This window comes from Amycolatopsis sp. NPDC114484, from assembly GCF_055633755.1.
Genome location: NZ_JBVKDQ010000006.1, coordinates 12,578 through 27,601 on the forward strand (window position 1 = coordinate 12,578; position 15,024 = coordinate 27,601).

Genomic DNA, 15,024 nt, shown 5'->3' on the forward strand with positions numbered 1-15,024 from the left:
TGCCCTGGGCAAACGCCCAACCCGGACGAACGCCCGCCCAGGGCGACCGCCCGACCTACCCGGGCACCCGTCCAGGGCGATCGTCCGTCCAGGGCGATCGCCCTGATACCGCCCTGAACGCATCCCACGACAACTTCGAGCACACGCAGCCGATCCCGCCCCAGCGGGCATCAACGCGCCACCGACCCGAACCGTCACCGCCCCGGCCGGTTCAACCCGTCATCCCCAGCGCCCCGAGAAAGCACCACCTCATCGGTATCCGCGAGCGCTTCCTTCCCCCGCTGGCTCGGCGGCGCAGTCGTGAGGTCCCGCAACCGGATCGGCGGCCCGAGGTCGATCAGCGTCGGCACGTATTCGGCCTCGTCCACCGCCCAATGCCCGCCGGCCCGGCTGAACCGGAACCGCGCCGCGACCCCTTCCTCAGTGGACCCGCGCGGTTCGTCGTGCCGAGCGACCTCATTGCCCAGCCCGAACGCCACCCACTTGCCGCCGACCTTCTGGAACGGCTGCACCACGTGCGCGTGATGCCCGATGACCAGGTCAAGATCCGGCGACGCCGTCAGCTTCTGCGCCAGCTGTTTCTGCTCAGCAGTCACGTCATGCTGATACTCGACACCCCAATGCAGGCTGGCGATCACGACCTCCGCCCCCGCCGCCTTCGCCGCACGCGCCGCGGCCAGGATCTCGTCCGGGTCGATTTCGTTGGCCAGCCACGGTTTCCCGGCCGGACGCTTGATCCCGTTGAACCCGAACGCGAACGACAGCTGCGCGACCTTCACCCCATGAACGTCCAGGATCAGCGGTTTCTCCGCCTCCCCGGCCGAACGCGCGGAGCCGGTGTGCTTCAACCCAGTCTGATCGAGCTTGTCCAACGTCCGCTGGACGCCCGCCGCGCCCTGGTCGAGCGTGTGGTTCGACGCGGTGGAACAGGTGTCGTATCCGGTGTCCTTCAACGCGTCCGCGATCTCCGGCGGCGCGCTGAACGACGGATACCCGCTGTACGGCCCGCCTTCCGGCGCGAGCGGCGTTTCGAGGTGGCAGATCCCCAGATCCGCGCCGGACACGAGCGGTTTGACCCCGGCGAACAGCTGCCGGTAGTCGATCTTTCCGCCGCCGTCCGCCTCGGCCTGCTCGGTGAGCCGCGGGTGGATCAGCACGTCGCCGGTCGCCACGACGGTGAACGAATCCGGCGAAGCGGCCGCCGACGACGACGGCCCGGCCGCGGGCGATCCGCTGCGTTGCGGAGCGGCTTCGCTCCCACACGCCGTCAGCATCAGCGCGACCCCGGCGAGGGCGGCGGCGCGGCGCATGTTCGTCATGATGATCCCCTTTGCCCGACTGCCCGGCACATCCTTCCTCATCACTCTTGTGGGTTAACACCCCGGTCGTGACCAGGCGAAATGCTCAAGCCAGGCAGTCGGCGGGCTGTCCGCGAGTCAGCGCCGGATCGGTCTGGTCGAACGTCCGCGCGACGCCCGGGCCGGACGTGCGCGTCTCGAACCGCACCGTCACCCGGCCGTGCCCCGCGCCCTGCACCCAGCCCGTGCCGTACTCGGCGTGCACCACGTCGTCACCCGGACGCCACCCCGACGACGACACCGGCGCACTCCCGCCCGGCGACGGCGCCGCGGTCGAGGTGACCACCGGCTCCTCCGTCGCAGCAGGCACAGTCAGGCTGAACAACGCGTCCTGGTGCGGCACCGAAAGCCCGCTGAACGCGACCCCCGCCAACCGCACGCCACCAAACTCCTGCGGGTCGAGCAGCAGCCGTTCCGCAGTAGCCGCGAGCTGTTCGAGGTCGTCAGTCGGCGACGCGGTGGTCTCGGAGCGAGTCACGGTGCTCATGTCCGTATGCCGCAGCTTGATCACCACCGTGCGCGCGACGCGCCCCGCTTTCACCAGCCGAGCGTGCGCGCCAGCCGCGATTTTCCTTACCTCCGCGCGCAACCGGACGAGGTCGACCACGTCGATGTCGAACGTCGTCTCCGCGCTCACCTGCTTGGCTTCGCCGCGTTCCGCGACCGGACGGTCGTCGAATCCGCTCGCCAGCCGTCGCAAGTCGCGGCCGACCACACCACCGAGCATCGACACCGCGTCCGGCTCCGGCAACGCCGCCAGCTCGCCCAAGGTGAGGACACCGATCGTGCGCAGTTTCGCTTCCGCCACCGGCCCGATCCCCCACAACGCGCGCACCGGCAACGGGGCCAGAAACTCGCGCTCAGTCCCCGGCGGCACGACGAGCAGACCGTCCGGCTTCGCCCGGTCCGAGCCGATTTTCGCGACCTGTTTGCCAGTTCCCGCACCGATCGACGCAGTCAGCCCGGTCTCCGAACGGATCCGCGCCCGCAGATTCTCGGCCCACTCGGTCACCTGCCCGACCGACGCGCCGGCCAAGGCGGGCGGTTCGGCGAACGCCTCGTCGAGCGAAATCCGTTCCAGTACCGGCGCGACCTCGCCGACGACATCGAAGACCTGCTTGCTCAGGACCTCGTACAACCGGAACCGCGGCGGCAGCACCACTCCGCCGGCCGGAAGCAGCCGTCGCGCCTGGGACATCGGCATCGCCGAACGCACGCCGTACTCGCGGGATTCGTAACTCGCCCCGGCAACAACACCGCGGTGTCCAGTGCCGCCGACCACCACCGCGCGCCCGCGCAGCGTCGGCCGGGTGAGCTGTTCGGCGGAGGCGTAGAACGCGTCGAGGTCCAAGTGCACGACCCAACGAGACATGTCAGGTTCCAGCGTCCAGGAGCCGTTGCAACGCCTTGGTGTAGCTCTCGAACGCGGCCCGGCCCTTGCTCGTGAGCCGCACCAGCGTGACCGGCGTGCGGTGCTCGTAGGCCTTGGTGATCTCGACGTACTCGGCGTCCTCGAGTTTGCGCAGATGCGTCGAGAGGTTGCCCGCGGTCATCTCCAGCAACTGCTGCAGCCGGGGGAAGGTGATCTGGTCGGCGGGCCGCAGCCCGGCGAGCGCGACCGTGACGCGCAGCCGCGCCTGGGCGTGGATGACGGGATCGAGCTCCGGCAGCTCAGCCACGGGGCCGCACCACGTAGACCAGTGCCGCGACCGCGAATCCGCCGCCGCCGGCGAGCGAGAGGACGAGGAAGTTGCCCGGCACGCCGACCAGGACGCTCGCCCCGCTGCACACGATGATCCAGCCGCCGAGGAAGTACTGCCGCAGGTCCTGCCACAGCATCCCGCCCGCGAGGTAGAGCGTTCCGGTGAGCAGCAGCGACGTGCCCGACCACAGCAGCGGCACGAGATCGGAGCCTTCGGGGAGGAGCTTGGTGATCCGGATGTCGATCAGGCACATCGCGGCGAAGGAGATCCCCCACGACCAGCCGTACATCGCGCCGATCCGCCGCGACGGGCCGCGGATCCCCCGGCTGGGTTTGCTGCCGTGCCAAGCCGAGTAGAAGATCGCGCCCATCATCAGCACAGCGACGACGATCCCGGCGGCCCAGCCGGGAAGCAGCGCCGCCGACCGGTCGTCGGAGAGATAGACGAGGCCCCAGCCGACGAGCCAGGTGAACGCCCAGACGGCGAACAGACGCGCGGGGCTGACTCGCAGCTCCCGGCGCGTCCGTTCGTTCTGCCGGGCGATGAGTTCGAGCGATTCCGCCGCGGACAGCGGCTCGCTCTCGTCCTCGACGGGGTCCCCCGCGTCGTTGTTCACCCCGGACCGCCCTTCCCCCGTACTGACCCCGCATGCAGCACGGAAGCTAACACGTCACGCGACCTTCACCGGGCCCAGCCGGAACCGCCGCACCACCACGAGCGCGGGCACGACCAGCCACGCCGCCAGCACACCGACCGCCAGGCCGAGACCGCCCGCGTGATCGACCGGGAGCGTGCCGACGCGGCCGAGCCAGTACGTAGGGAAGAAGTGCGCGAGCGTGGACATCCATTCCGGCAGGAACGCGAGCGGCATCCACAGCCCGCCGAACACCCCGAGCGGCAGCATCAGCGCACCAGTCATCGCACCGACCGTGTCGCCCTTGCCGAACAGCCCCAGCAGCAGGCCGAGCACCGCGAACGGCAGCGCGCCCAGCCACAACGAGACCCCGCTGAGCAGCCACTGGGCCGCGGTCAGCTGCACCCCGCGCAGCGCGCCGGCCACGAAGATCACCAGGACCACCGGCAACGCCATCGCCATCGAAGACGCGATCTTCACCGCGAGGTAGCCGGGCCCGCGCATCGGGGTGAGCCGGAGCTGCCGCTGCCAGCCGTCAGTCCGCTCAGTCGCGACCCGGGTGCCGGTGAACAACGCGCCGCTCATCGCGCCGTACGCGCCCATGTTGATCATCGTCGTGACGCTCGCCCGGATGCCGTTCGCGCCGACCTGGTCGCCGAACAGCCCGCCGAACAGCAGGAACATGCCGAGCGGAACCACGATGGTGAACAGCGCGAACTGCGGGCTGCGGACGATGCGCAGGATCTCCAGCCGGAGGTAGACGAGGTTCATCGGAGCGCCCCCTGCGGCTCGTCGGAGGTGAGGGCGAGGAACGCTTCCTCAAGCCCCGCGGAGGTGATCTCGATCGAGCTGGCCTGCGGGAATACCGTGAGCAACGCCCGGATCGCCAGGTCGGAGTCAGTACAGCCAAGCTCCGCACGGTCGCCCTGAACGCGTGCACTGGCGACCCCGTCCAGCGCGGCCAGAGCTTCCTCGCGGGCGCCCTGTACGACTGCCCTGATCACTCGCCCGGACACATTCGCGCGCACCTCGTCGACCGCCCCGTCCGCGACGACTTTCCCGTGCCGCATCAACACGACGCGGTCCGCGTAGTCCTCCGCCTCAGCGAGGTAGTGCGTCGCGAAGAGGACTGTCCGCCCAGCCGCCGTGAACTCATGCATCGAGGCCCAGAACTCTCGCCGGGCGTCGACGTCCAGCGCCGCCGTCGGCTCGTCGAGGATCAGCAGCTCAGGGTCGCCGGTGAGCGCGAGGGCGTACCGAACCCGCTGCAGCTGCCCGCCGGACAACTTGCCGCACCGCCGCTTCGCGAACTCGCCGATGCCAGCCCGTTCGTAAACCTCCTTGGCCGACAACGGATTCCGGAACATCGACCGATGCAACTCGACCAGCTCGGCCGGCGTGACGTCCCGCAGGAGGAACCCGTTCTGCACCATCGCCGCGAGCCGCCCGGAGTCGAGCGCCGCCCGAGGGGCCCCGCCGAACACCTGCACGCTCCCCTCGTCCGGCGAGGCAAGCCCGAGCAGCATGTCGATAGTGGTCGACTTGCCCGCGCCGTTCGGCCCCAGGAGCGCGACGACCTCGCCGCGCCGCACCGTCACGGACACGCCATCGACCGCGCGGACCTGCTTGAACTGCTTCACCAGGCCGGTCAGCCTGAACGCTTCTGTCATCTCGTCCCCCAGTGCTTCGCTGTCCTCAACTTTGTAACACAAAGTAGGTTGAGATGGAAAGTGGTGGGCGCTGCGGAGTTGTTCACCGCGGCAAGTACGTCCCCCGCCCGGGCGCGGACCCCAGGGCACGGACGGACGAACCACTGCCCCAACCCGGACACACCGGCGCCCGCCCCTCACCCACACGAACCACGGCGTCGCTGAAAGGCAGGAGCATTTCGGCTCAGGTTCCATTTCGCATCACCGTGCGCAATTCGCCGAACCAGCGGTAGAGAAATTCCCAGACGGCCCGGAATGATGAGAAGTTACCGCGAATCCGAGGGGGATTGGTGAAACATTGGGCCAGCTGCGAGCGCGCGGGAAGCCAGCACTGCGCCTGCAAGATGTGCATGGGTGCCAAACATGGTTGGACCGGCGCTGTCGCACTGGCCAAGGACAGCACTCCAATCCGACGCGACGAACTGCGCGAGAAGGCCGACGAAAGATGGCGAGCCGCGTGGGTTGGACACCGCCCGGAAAACCGCCGGATCAGCTACCCCAAAAAGAGTGCTGCCATAAAATCCGTAGTCGCTGACATCGTCGACTGGCTCGCCGCCGACTACGAAAATCACCGTCACTCGACTGGTTACCGGAGTGCATCAGGAAAGCAGGCCGTCGAGCACGTCGAAACCGCAGTACCCGACGCCTCGGCAGAGCAGCCAGCGCCGAGTGGTCAATCGCCGCTGCAAGCTGCGGCGCCGGGTGGCGCGGCACCCGGACCTTCAGCGGCCAAGGAGAGCAGCGATGCCGAAGCGACCCTGGCCGCGCCGCCGATGCTCAACGCGGTCGACCAGGTGGAGCAACTCGGCGACGCACTCACCAACGTGGTCCGCCGAGACATCGAACGGGCCCATCACGGCCCCATCCCGGATACGACGAAAGTCGCCCTGGCAGACCACTTCTGGTGCGACTTGCTCGCGCAACTGGCCCATGTGCTTTCCGAGGGTCTCAACACCGTCGAGAAATTGACCGGCAAAGTTCCGGAGCTCGTGACTCGGCTCGTTCTGGAGTCCCGACGGGCGAGCGACCGGCTTCCGCTCGAGGAATTCGTGGTGCGGACTGCGGTGAACAGCATCTGGAAGCACTTGAAGCCGCTGATGCCGCTCGGCTGGCTGGGGTTGGTCAAGCGGATGGTGCCGATCGTCCGAATTCTGGCAGTGCTGATGTGCAAGGCACCCGAACGCCACGAAGCGGTGGTGCGTTACTGCGTAGACCCACTCACCGGGCAGCTGCGCGACGAGACCAAACGGCGTTTGCGCAAGGTGCTCGACGAGTGGCTGCCTGGTCTGGAAGCGCACGATGACGAGGCAGCCTGAACGCCCGGATCCCGGCAAATCCGGTTGCTCCCCACCACCAGCCGCACTACCGTCCCGGTCCATGACGATCTTCGCCCGCTGCCGCCTGTCCTGATCCCGGCACGACTTTCCGGGCCGCCCGCCGCCGGGCGGCCCCCGCTTCGCGTGCCGGACCGCATCTCGTCCGGAAAGGACACTTTCGCCTCATGGGCAAGCACATCGTCGTGGTCGGCTGTTCCGCGCCCTCCCACGTCTACCCCTCGCTCGGAATCATCCGCGAACTGGTGCGACGCGGGCACCGCGTCAGCTACGTCGTGGGCGAACCGCTCGCCGAACTGGTCGAACCGACCGGCTCGGACGTCGTCGCGCATCCCACGATCTTCCCGCTCGGCCCGGACGCGGAGTGGCCGGAGGACCCGGCCGAAGCGATGCGCGTCTTCCTCGACGAAGCCATCGCGATCCACCCGCAGCTGATCGAAACCTTCGACCAGGACCGCCCGGACCTGCTGCTTTACGACATCGGCGGCCTCGGTGCCCCGCTGCTCGGCCTCCGCTACGACGTACCGGCGGTGCAGCTCTCCCCTACCTACGTCGCCTGGGACGGCTACGAGGAAGAGCTCGCCGACATCCTCAAACCACTCCGCAACTCGCCGTCCGGACTGGGCTACAACCGGATGTTCACCGAATGGCTAGCGGAGAACGGCGTCGCCGAAGACGGCTGGACCTGGCTCGCGCGACCGGTGCCGATCCTGTCGCTGATCCCGCGCGCGATGCAGCCGAACGCCGACCGCGTGCCCGAGGACCGCGTCCAGTTCGTCGGCCCGTGCCTCGACCCGGCGCGCGCAGCCGAGCACTGGACGCCGCCGTCCGACGGAAAACCCGTGCTGCTCGTGTCGTTCGGCACCGCGTACAACGACCAACTGGACATCTACCGGCACTGCATCACCGAATTCGATGACTGGCACGTCGTGCTCTCCATCGGCAAGCACGTCTCGAAGGACGACCTCGGCCCGCTGCCGGAGTCGGTCGAGGCACACGAAACGGTTCCACAGCTGGCGATTCTCGACGTCGCGTCGGCCTTCATCACGCACGCCGGGATGGGCGGCTGCACGGAATCCCTCTGGTATGGCGTCCCGACGGTCGCCATCCCGCAGGCCGTCGACCAGTTCGGCAACGCCGCGCAACTGGAGGCGTTGGGGGTCGGCAAGCACCTGCCCGCGGACCAAGTGACGGCCAAGTCCCTCCGCGAAGCCGTTGACGAGGTCAGCAGCTCGCCGGACGTCGCCGCGCGGTTGGCCGAACTGCGCGCGGAAATCCGGGCCAACGGCGGGATCACCGCGGCTACGGACGCGGTGGAGAGGTTCTTGAAGTAAGCACGCACGACCTGCCCGGGCTTGACAGCACCAAGCCCGGGCAGATCGGCTATCCGGCCCGAATCTCGTTGAGGTAGTTGTAAATCGTGTACCGGGTCACCTCGAGCTGCCCGGCCAGATGGTCCACCGCGTCCTTGATCAGGAAGTACCCGGCCTCGTCCAATTCCCGGACCACCGCCGATTTGTGCCGTTTCTTCATCAGCTCCACCGGGATCCCGGACTTCCCGATCGCCCGCCCGACGAGGAATCGCTGCAGGCTGTCGACGTCCGGCAGGAACGTCTCCTCCCGCCGTTCCTCCGACGTCTGCGCCGCCGCGGGCAGTTCGCTGTTCACGCACAGGCAACCGATCGCCGTGCCCTCGGCGTCCCGCAAGAACAACGTGGACGACCGGATCTCGCGCCCGTCCGGACTGTGCGTGCGGTAGTTGGTCAGGTCCTGCGTCGTACCGCGACGGACGAGCCCGAGCAGCAGATCCGTCATCGGCCCGCCGACCGAGCGGCCGGTGAGCCCGCCCGCGATCGCGACGATCGAATCCGGCAGCCGCGACAGGTCGTGCAGCAGCACCTCGTTGCCCGGCCCGAGCATCGCCGCCAGCCCGTCCACCGCCGGGATCAACGCGGTCAGCAGCTCATGCGTCGCCGTGCCCGAAGCCGACGCGACCGGCACGACCCGGCGAGGCCGGATCAGCGTTTTCAGCGCGTCCCGCACCAGATCGGCGGCCGCCGGCGGAGTCGACGCGTGCGGCGAAAACCGGACGTGTTCCGGACGGACCGTCGCCGCGATCCCCGCCGCCGTCAACGCCGCTCCGACCTGCTCCGCGGGCTTATCCGGCAACGAGAACGCGAGGATCCCGGCCCGCCGTTCAGTCGCTGACACGATCTCCGCGCCGAACGAGCGCAGCACGTCCTCCAGCTCGCCGACGCGTTCGTCGATCCGGCTGGCGATCGCCGCGACGCCGGTTTCCTCCACCAGTTCTAACGCCGCCGCGAACGCGCCGGACGTGACCGGGCTGAGGTTCGAGATCGACCAGCTCGCCGCGGTCGGGTCGGCCGGGTGGATCTCGTTGTCGAACAGGCCGGGGTCGCGCGCGCCGGTCCAGCCGGACAGGATCGGGTCCATCCGCGCCAGCGCCCGGTCGGACAGCACCGCGAACCCGGTTCCCCAGCCCGCCCGCAGCCATTTCTGCCCGCCGACCACGAGCACGTCGGCGACCTCCCACGGCGCGTCGACGACCCCGAAGCCCTGGATCCCGTCGACCACCAGCAGCCGATCGCCCACGACCTCGCGCAACGCGGCGAGATCGGCCCGGTAGCCAGTGCGGAAGTCGACGGCGCTCACCGAAACGACGGCGGTTTCCGGCGTGAGCGCTTCCGCGAGACGGTCGGCGGTGACATAACCGCCTTCCAGCCGCCGCATCCGCACCCTTCCGGCCTGCTCGGCGCGTGCCCACGGATAGGTGTTGGCCGGGAACTCCGCGGCCGACACGAGTACTTCGCCGTGGCTGTTGAACGCTGCCTGGAACAGGCCGAGGCTGGTGTGCGGGAGCAGCACGGTGTGGTCGGTGTCGCTGCCGCAGAGCCGCGCGGCCGCGGCTTTCGCCCGGATCTCCTGCCGCATCAGCTCGTCCACAGTGGACGGACCGGCCTTGGTCGTCGCTTCCAGCAGCCGCGCGGTGGTGTCGAGCACGGCGTGCGACGGCGGTCCGAACCGCGCGAAGTCCAGGTAGCCGGCGGGCTCGTCGAACTGGAGCAGGTATCGAGGCGGGATCCGGGTCACGAGAGGACCCGCGCGAGGAACTGCCGCGTCCGCTCGTGTTCCGGTGCCTTCAGCACGCGCTCCGGCGGCCCGGTTTCGACCACCGCGCCGTCGGCGAGGAAGACGACCTCGTCGGCGGCCTCCGCGGCGAAGGCCATCTCGTGCGTCACGACCACCATCGTCATCCCCTCCCGAGCCAACGTACCCATCACCGCGAGCACCTCCCCGACCAACTCCGGGTCCAGGGCGGACGTCGGCTCGTCGAACAACATGAGCTTCGGCTTCATCGCCAGCGACCGCGCGATCGCGACGCGCTGTTGCTGCCCGCCGGACAGTTGCCCTGGGTAAGCGCCCGCTCGGTCCGCGAGCCCGACCCGGTCGAGCAGGTCCAGCGCCTCTTTCCGCGCCCGCGCCGGATCGGCGCCAAGCACCCGCACCGGTCCCTCGACCACGTTCTCCAGCGCCGTCCGGTGCCCGAACAGGTTGAACCGCTGGAAGACCATCCCGATGTCCCGGCGCTGCCGTGCGACGTCCTTCTCCCGCAGTTCGTACAGCTTGCCGCCGCGCAGTTTGAACCCGATCGGCTCGCCGTCCACCCAGACCTGTCCGCCGTCGATCGTCTCGAGATGGTTGAGGCAGCGCAGGAACGTGCTCTTCCCCGCGCCGGAAGGCCCGAGCAAGCACACCACTTGTCCTTTGCGGACCTCCAGGTCGATGCCCTTGAGCACCTCGGTGTGCCCGTAGTTCTTGCGGACCCCGACAGCTTTCAGCAGCGGTTCAGACACGCGCACCCCTCACCAACGGCATCCCCTTGAGCGCCTTCCCGGCCCGCGCCACCGGACTCCGGTCAGCCGCCCCGAACGATCGTTCAAGGTAGTGCTGGCCGATGCCGGCCACCGTCACCACGACCATGTACCAGATCGCCGCCGCGATCAGCGTCTCCATCACCAGCAGGTTGTTGGACGAGATGTTGTTGGCCGCGTGGATCAGCTCGGTCACGCCGATCACCGACGCCATCGACGTGCCCTTGAGCATGTTGATGAAGTCGTTGCCGGTCGGCGGGATGATCACCCGCATGGCCTGCGGCAGCACGACCCGGCGCAGCGTCGCGCCCGGCGTCATGCCGATCGATTTCGCCGCCTCGGTCTGCCCGGTGTCCACGCTGGTCAGCCCCGCGCGGACGATCTCCGCCATGTACGCGCTCTCGTTCAGCGCCAGTCCGAGCAGCGCCGCGGTGAACGCGCTGATCAGCACGTTCGTCGGCTCGTGGACGAGATAGCCGCCGAAGGGCAGCGGGATCGAGACGGTCGGGAAGATCAGCGCCAGGTTGTACCAGATCAGGATCTGCAACAGCACCGGAAGCCCGCGGAACAGCCAGATGTAGGCCGCCGCGAACCACTTCGCGACCGGGTTGGCGCTGAGCCGCAGCAACGCGATCAGGATGCCGAGCACGATCGCGATCGCCTGCGCGATCACCGCCAGCACGACGGTGTTGAGCAGCCCGAGCGCCATCACGCGGTAGAAGACGAAGTCGGGTACCGAACCCCACTCGATCTGCGCCTGCGCGAGCGCGAAACCCAGCAGCACCAGCAGCGCGACGATCACCGCCGCGCTGACCCAGCGCCCCCAATGCCGCAGCCGGACGATCGGCAGCGGTTCAGCTTCCGCCATTGACGGCCGCCTCCTTGATCGCGCCCTGCTCGACGCCCCAGGACTGCAGGATCTTGCCGTACGTCCCGTCGGCGACGAGCGACTGCAACGCCTGCTTGACCGCGTCGCGCAGCTTGGTGTTGCTCTTGGCGAACCCCATCCCGTACGGCCCGCCCTCGATCGGCTGGCCAGGTACGACCTCGAAGAACTTGCCGTCGCCCGCGGTGCGCGAGATGTAGACCGCGCTCGGCAGGTCGTTGAGAATCGCCGCGACGCGACCGGTGCGCAGCTGATTCTGGTTCTGGTTGTCGCTGTCGGTCGCGGTCACCGTGATGGCCGGCTTGCCCGCCTGCGTGCACTTCGCGCTCTGCGCGGTGGCGAACTTCTGGTGACTGGTGCCCTGTACGACTGCCACGTTCTTGCCGCACAACGTGTCCGGCCCGGTGATGCCGTCGGGGTTGCCCTTGCGGATCATGATCGTGATGCCGGACGAGAAGTAGTCCACGAAGTCGATCTGCCGCTGGCGTTCCTTGGTGTCGTTCATCGCCGCCATGGTGAGATCGACACGGCCGGACTGCAGGCTCGTGATCAGCGAACCGAACGCGAGATCCTGGTACGCGACGGTCACCCCGAGCTTCGCCCCGACCGCCTTCGCCAGATCGACTTCGTAGCCGATCGGCGTCTTGCCGTCCGCCGCGTAGAAATTGTTCGGTGCCGACTGGATATTGGACGCCAGCCGCAACGTCTTAGCCTGCGCCACAGCCGGCGGCAACGCTCCGGCGAGCTGCGGGTCAGCCTTGATCGCGCCAAGTAGAGCGGTGTTGTCCGGAATAGCGCTCTGCTTCTGCTGTTGCCCGCCGCCGGCCCCGTCAGGACCTCCTCCACAGGCGGCAGTGAACGCGAGCAGGCCGCCCAGCAGAGCGGCCTGCCAGGCACGGGAACGAAGCGACGACATGCGGAACCTCCAGGACGTCGTTGGTTCCGCAGGACGCTACAACTGGTTGTTAAAGAGGTCAACAAGCAGTTGAAATTCTGTCTCGTCTAGCGTGCGGACATGACACTCGACGAGGGCTTCCGCCAGTTCTGGACCGAACGGCGGCTCGCGTCGCTCACGACGGTGCGCCCGAACGGAACGCCGCACGTAGTGGCGGTGGGCGTGACGGTCGACTTCGAACAAGGCCTCGCCCGCGTGATCGCCTCCGGGACGTCGTACAAAGCCCGCCTCATCCGCGCCGCGGGCGACACCGGACTGGCCGCCGCGGTGTGCCAGTTCGAGGGCCGAACCTGGTCCACATTGGAAGGCCGAATCCGCCTCCTCGACGATGCTGCCTCGGTCCGCGACGCCGAGGAGCGCTACGCCCAGCGATACCGGCAGCCGCGCGAGAACCCGCAGCGAGTCGTCTTGCAACTCACCATCGGACGGGTGCTGGGCAACGCCTGACGCTCCGCCTCCCCTGGCTGACCGCCCTGCCGGATCGCTCTGGCCTACTGCCCTGGGCAGTCGTCCTGATCAGTCGTCCTGGGCAGTCGCCCTGCCTGATCGCTCCGGTCAACCGCCCTGGCCAACCGCCTTGATCAGTCGCCCTGTCAGATCACCCTGGTCGGCCGCCCTGGCCAATCGCCCCTGGCCAACCACCTTGATCAGTCACCCCGGCCAATCGCCCTGCGAGATCGCCCCGGTCAACTGCCCCGGTCAACTGCCCTGGTCGATCGCCCTGAGCGGTCGCCCTGCCCGTTCTCCCAGACAACCGCCCCGGCCGACCGCCCTAAATCACTAGCCCCGGTCAGTCATCCCACGAGCCGTCCCCGGCCAGCCACCTGGTCGCCAGCCGTGGTCAGCCGTCGCCACCAACCGTCTCGATCAGCCGTCCCGACCGACCGCCCTGGTCGCCAGCCGTGGTCGGTCCGCCCACCAGCGGTCTTGACCAACCATCCGGTCAGTTGCCCCACCAACAACCCCTGTCAACCGCCCCGGCCGACTGTCCCAGGCGGCTGCCCCAGGCGGCTGTCCCGCGCGGCTGGCCTACCGGTTCTCAACAGTCCCGGTCCACTCCCCCGGTCAAACGAACTGCGCCAGCAACCCTTCCGCGCTACGCACCACAACCTGCGCCGCAGCCCGCTCCGCCAGCGCCCGGTCCGGCCGCTCGGCCTCATGCCGCCACCGCATCACCGCGTCAAGACCGGCTTCATACATCTCGCGCGGATCCGTACCCGCCGCGATCCCCAACCGCTCCTCCGGCTCCGTCCCCTCCGCACCCAGCAACCGCACAGCTTCTTCCGCCGACTCCCCCGCCAGCGCGGTACGCCCGCCGCGAATGTCCGCGATCAGCCGCAACTCGCGAAAGTCATGCGCACCAGCCGAAAACCGCTCAACCCGCGCCGCAAGCCGATCGCTGTGCGGCCGAGGCTCCGCGTTCAACACGGTCTCCAGCCGAATCAACGCCGTCCGCGCACGCAACGCGTCCGCACGCGCGGCGAAACACCCCGCAATAGTGTCGCGAAGCTCGCCAAGACCACTACGCCGCACCAGTTCCGTCGACAGCTTCACCCGGTCGTCACAGCCCGTCCGGATCAACGTCAGCGCAAGCTTCACCCCGAACAGCCCGAAACGCACCACCAACGACCGTCGCGTCTCGACGGACACCGGTCCTGGAAACGCCGGATCAGTAAACGAATCCACCGACAGCAGGTACCGCTCCAGCTCCTCACGCGGCACAGCAGCGAAGGCCGCGAGAAGCTCAAACTCGTCATCAGTGAACGCGCGCGCCCCGTACGCAAGCTGCGCCGCCACCGCGATCACGCCTTGGAATCCGCTGCACAGCGGATCTTCGCGCCACGCGCGCCGCGCAATCTGCTTCGCGGTAAGCAGTGCGTCAATCCGCCCCGCGCCCGTCTCGTCCGCGCGCGCAAGCACAAGGATCGTGTCGACGGCCGTCTGCCGCGCGAACGCTGAAGGTGCCGTCGGACGCAACGTCGCCAACTGCTCGGGCTCAAGATGGCGCAGCAGCTGTACGGACGCGTCAGTAAGCGTCGACGGATGCGGCGCATCGAGAAATTCCAGATCCCGCAACGCCCGCGTCGGCCAATCGCCCAACGCCGCAGCCAACGTGGACTTCCCCGTCCCCGCCGTTCCGCCGATGCTCACCCGAAGCGGCTCATCGAGATGATCAAGCGCCTCCCCCAGCAACGCCGAAGCCCGCGGACTGTCGCGGTAGTACGCACAAGCATCCGCCAGAAGCGCCCGAACGTCCTCGACCACGCGCGACACCACTCCTCACTCGACTCACGCCACCCGAAACAGTCCCGCACATCCTCGACTACCCGGCAGCGCCCCGCTCACCGACCGCCGAATCCGGCCACCACCAATCCGGCCGACAACTCCCGAAACACCCTCAACCGCCAAGAACGCCACATTCCCCGCGGCCGAACCACCACGCAGCCGCATCCCCGACTCGACTCTCGCGATCGAAGCCGTTCGGCCCCGCAGCAAACGCCTCAGCACACCGAATACCAACTCACTCCCACGATGCGGAAAGCCGCTCAGCA

14 protein-coding genes are annotated in these 15,024 nt (G+C 68.5%); 3 read left to right on the plus strand and 11 right to left on the minus strand.

The genetic code is table 11. The features are described from left to right. Positions 1-194: 194 nt before the first annotated feature. The 6 genes from ACZ7SW_RS16855 to ACZ7SW_RS16880 form a co-directional block, all read right to left on the minus strand. Entirely contained in the window at positions 195-1,310 is a 1,116-nt protein-coding gene (locus ACZ7SW_RS16855) for a CapA family protein (RefSeq protein ID WP_470231666.1), read from the minus strand. 94 nt (positions 1,311-1,404) lie between these two features. Beyond that, on the minus strand, positions 1,405-2,730 hold the full coding sequence (locus ACZ7SW_RS16860; RefSeq protein WP_470231322.1) for a DNA polymerase IV: 1,326 nt from the start codon (positions 2,728-2,730) through the stop codon (positions 1,405-1,407). Position 2,731: 1 nt separating this feature from the next. Next, positions 2,732-3,037: a winged helix-turn-helix domain-containing protein gene (locus ACZ7SW_RS16865; RefSeq protein ID WP_344269543.1), complete on the minus strand. Its 306-nt coding sequence runs from the start codon at positions 3,035-3,037 to the stop codon at positions 2,732-2,734. After that, complete coding sequence (locus tag ACZ7SW_RS16870) at positions 3,030-3,677, minus strand: hypothetical protein (RefSeq protein ID WP_470231323.1); 648 nt, start codon at positions 3,675-3,677, stop codon at positions 3,030-3,032. Before ACZ7SW_RS16870 ends, ACZ7SW_RS16865 begins: the two co-directional genes overlap by 8 nt. Before the next feature lie 54 nt (positions 3,678-3,731). Then, entirely contained in the window at positions 3,732-4,466 is a 735-nt protein-coding gene (locus ACZ7SW_RS16875) for an ABC transporter permease (protein WP_470231324.1), read from the minus strand. After that, entirely contained in the window at positions 4,463-5,365 is a 903-nt protein-coding gene (locus ACZ7SW_RS16880) for an ABC transporter ATP-binding protein (protein WP_470231325.1), read from the minus strand. The genes ACZ7SW_RS16875 and ACZ7SW_RS16880 overlap by 4 nt, the downstream gene beginning before the upstream one ends. Before the next feature lie 329 nt (positions 5,366-5,694). On the opposite strand from ACZ7SW_RS16880, the gene ACZ7SW_RS16885 reads away from it, so the two are divergent. Next, entirely contained in the window at positions 5,695-6,720 is a 1,026-nt protein-coding gene (locus tag ACZ7SW_RS16885; RefSeq protein ID WP_470231326.1) for a hypothetical protein, read from the plus strand. A 185-nt stretch (positions 6,721-6,905) separates the two neighbouring features. Next, positions 6,906-8,072, plus strand: a complete 1,167-nt coding sequence (locus ACZ7SW_RS16890; protein ID WP_470231327.1) for a macrolide family glycosyltransferase — start codon at positions 6,906-6,908, stop codon at positions 8,070-8,072. 49 nt (positions 8,073-8,121) lie between these two features. Here the strand turns inward: ACZ7SW_RS16890 and ACZ7SW_RS16895 are convergent, their stop codons facing one another. From ACZ7SW_RS16895 to ACZ7SW_RS16910, 4 genes are read right to left on the minus strand one after another with little or no spacing between them, the layout of a single operon-like run. After that, positions 8,122-9,849 carry an aminotransferase class V-fold PLP-dependent enzyme gene (locus tag ACZ7SW_RS16895; RefSeq protein WP_470231328.1) on the minus strand — a complete coding sequence of 576 codons (1,728 nt, stop codon included), beginning with the start codon at positions 9,847-9,849 and terminating at the stop codon, positions 8,122-8,124. Continuing rightward, positions 9,846-10,613 carry an amino acid ABC transporter ATP-binding protein gene (locus tag ACZ7SW_RS16900; RefSeq protein ID WP_470231329.1) on the minus strand — a complete coding sequence of 256 codons (768 nt, stop codon included), beginning with the start codon at positions 10,611-10,613 and terminating at the stop codon, positions 9,846-9,848. The genes ACZ7SW_RS16895 and ACZ7SW_RS16900 overlap by 4 nt, the downstream gene beginning before the upstream one ends. Next, on the minus strand, positions 10,606-11,499 hold the full coding sequence (locus tag ACZ7SW_RS16905; protein WP_470231330.1) for an amino acid ABC transporter permease: 894 nt from the start codon (positions 11,497-11,499) through the stop codon (positions 10,606-10,608). The genes ACZ7SW_RS16900 and ACZ7SW_RS16905 overlap by 8 nt, the downstream gene beginning before the upstream one ends. Then, positions 11,486-12,433 (minus strand): ABC transporter substrate-binding protein, encoded by a 948-nt coding sequence (locus ACZ7SW_RS16910; RefSeq protein ID WP_470231331.1) that lies wholly within the window; start codon positions 12,431-12,433, stop codon positions 11,486-11,488. Before ACZ7SW_RS16910 ends, ACZ7SW_RS16905 begins: the two co-directional genes overlap by 14 nt. A 99-nt stretch (positions 12,434-12,532) precedes the next feature. Between ACZ7SW_RS16910 and ACZ7SW_RS16915 the strand changes: the two genes are divergently transcribed. Beyond that, positions 12,533-12,919 carry a pyridoxamine 5'-phosphate oxidase family protein gene (locus ACZ7SW_RS16915; protein WP_470231332.1) on the plus strand — a complete coding sequence of 129 codons (387 nt, stop codon included), beginning with the start codon at positions 12,533-12,535 and terminating at the stop codon, positions 12,917-12,919. Positions 12,920-13,537: 618 nt separating this feature from the next. Here ACZ7SW_RS16915 and ACZ7SW_RS16920 read toward each other — a convergent pair. Next, on the minus strand, positions 13,538-14,737 hold the full coding sequence (locus tag ACZ7SW_RS16920; RefSeq protein ID WP_470231333.1) for a GTPase: 1,200 nt from the start codon (positions 14,735-14,737) through the stop codon (positions 13,538-13,540). Positions 14,738-15,024: the final 287 nt, after the last annotated feature.

Excerpts from the sequence above, each read along its gene's own strand:
- ACZ7SW_RS16915 (WP_470231332.1), top strand. The coding sequence starts at position 12,533 with ATGACACTCGACGAGGGCTTCCGCCAGTTCTGGACCGAACGGCGGCTC.
- ACZ7SW_RS16860 (WP_470231322.1), bottom strand. The coding sequence starts at position 2,730 with ATGTCTCGTTGGGTCGTGCACTTGGACCTCGACGCGTTCTACGCCTCC.
- ACZ7SW_RS16905 (WP_470231330.1), bottom strand. The coding sequence starts at position 11,499 with ATGGCGGAAGCTGAACCGCTGCCGATCGTCCGGCTGCGGCATTGGGGG.
- ACZ7SW_RS16880 (WP_470231325.1), bottom strand. The coding sequence starts at position 5,365 with ATGACAGAAGCGTTCAGGCTGACCGGCCTGGTGAAGCAGTTCAAGCAG.
- ACZ7SW_RS16855 (WP_470231666.1), bottom strand. The coding sequence starts at position 1,310 with ATGCGCCGCGCCGCCGCCCTCGCCGGGGTCGCGCTGATGCTGACGGCG.
- ACZ7SW_RS16890 (WP_470231327.1), top strand. The coding sequence starts at position 6,906 with ATGGGCAAGCACATCGTCGTGGTCGGCTGTTCCGCGCCCTCCCACGTC.
- ACZ7SW_RS16910 (WP_470231331.1), bottom strand. The coding sequence starts at position 12,433 with ATGTCGTCGCTTCGTTCCCGTGCCTGGCAGGCCGCTCTGCTGGGCGGC.
- ACZ7SW_RS16875 (WP_470231324.1), bottom strand. The coding sequence starts at position 4,466 with ATGAACCTCGTCTACCTCCGGCTGGAGATCCTGCGCATCGTCCGCAGC.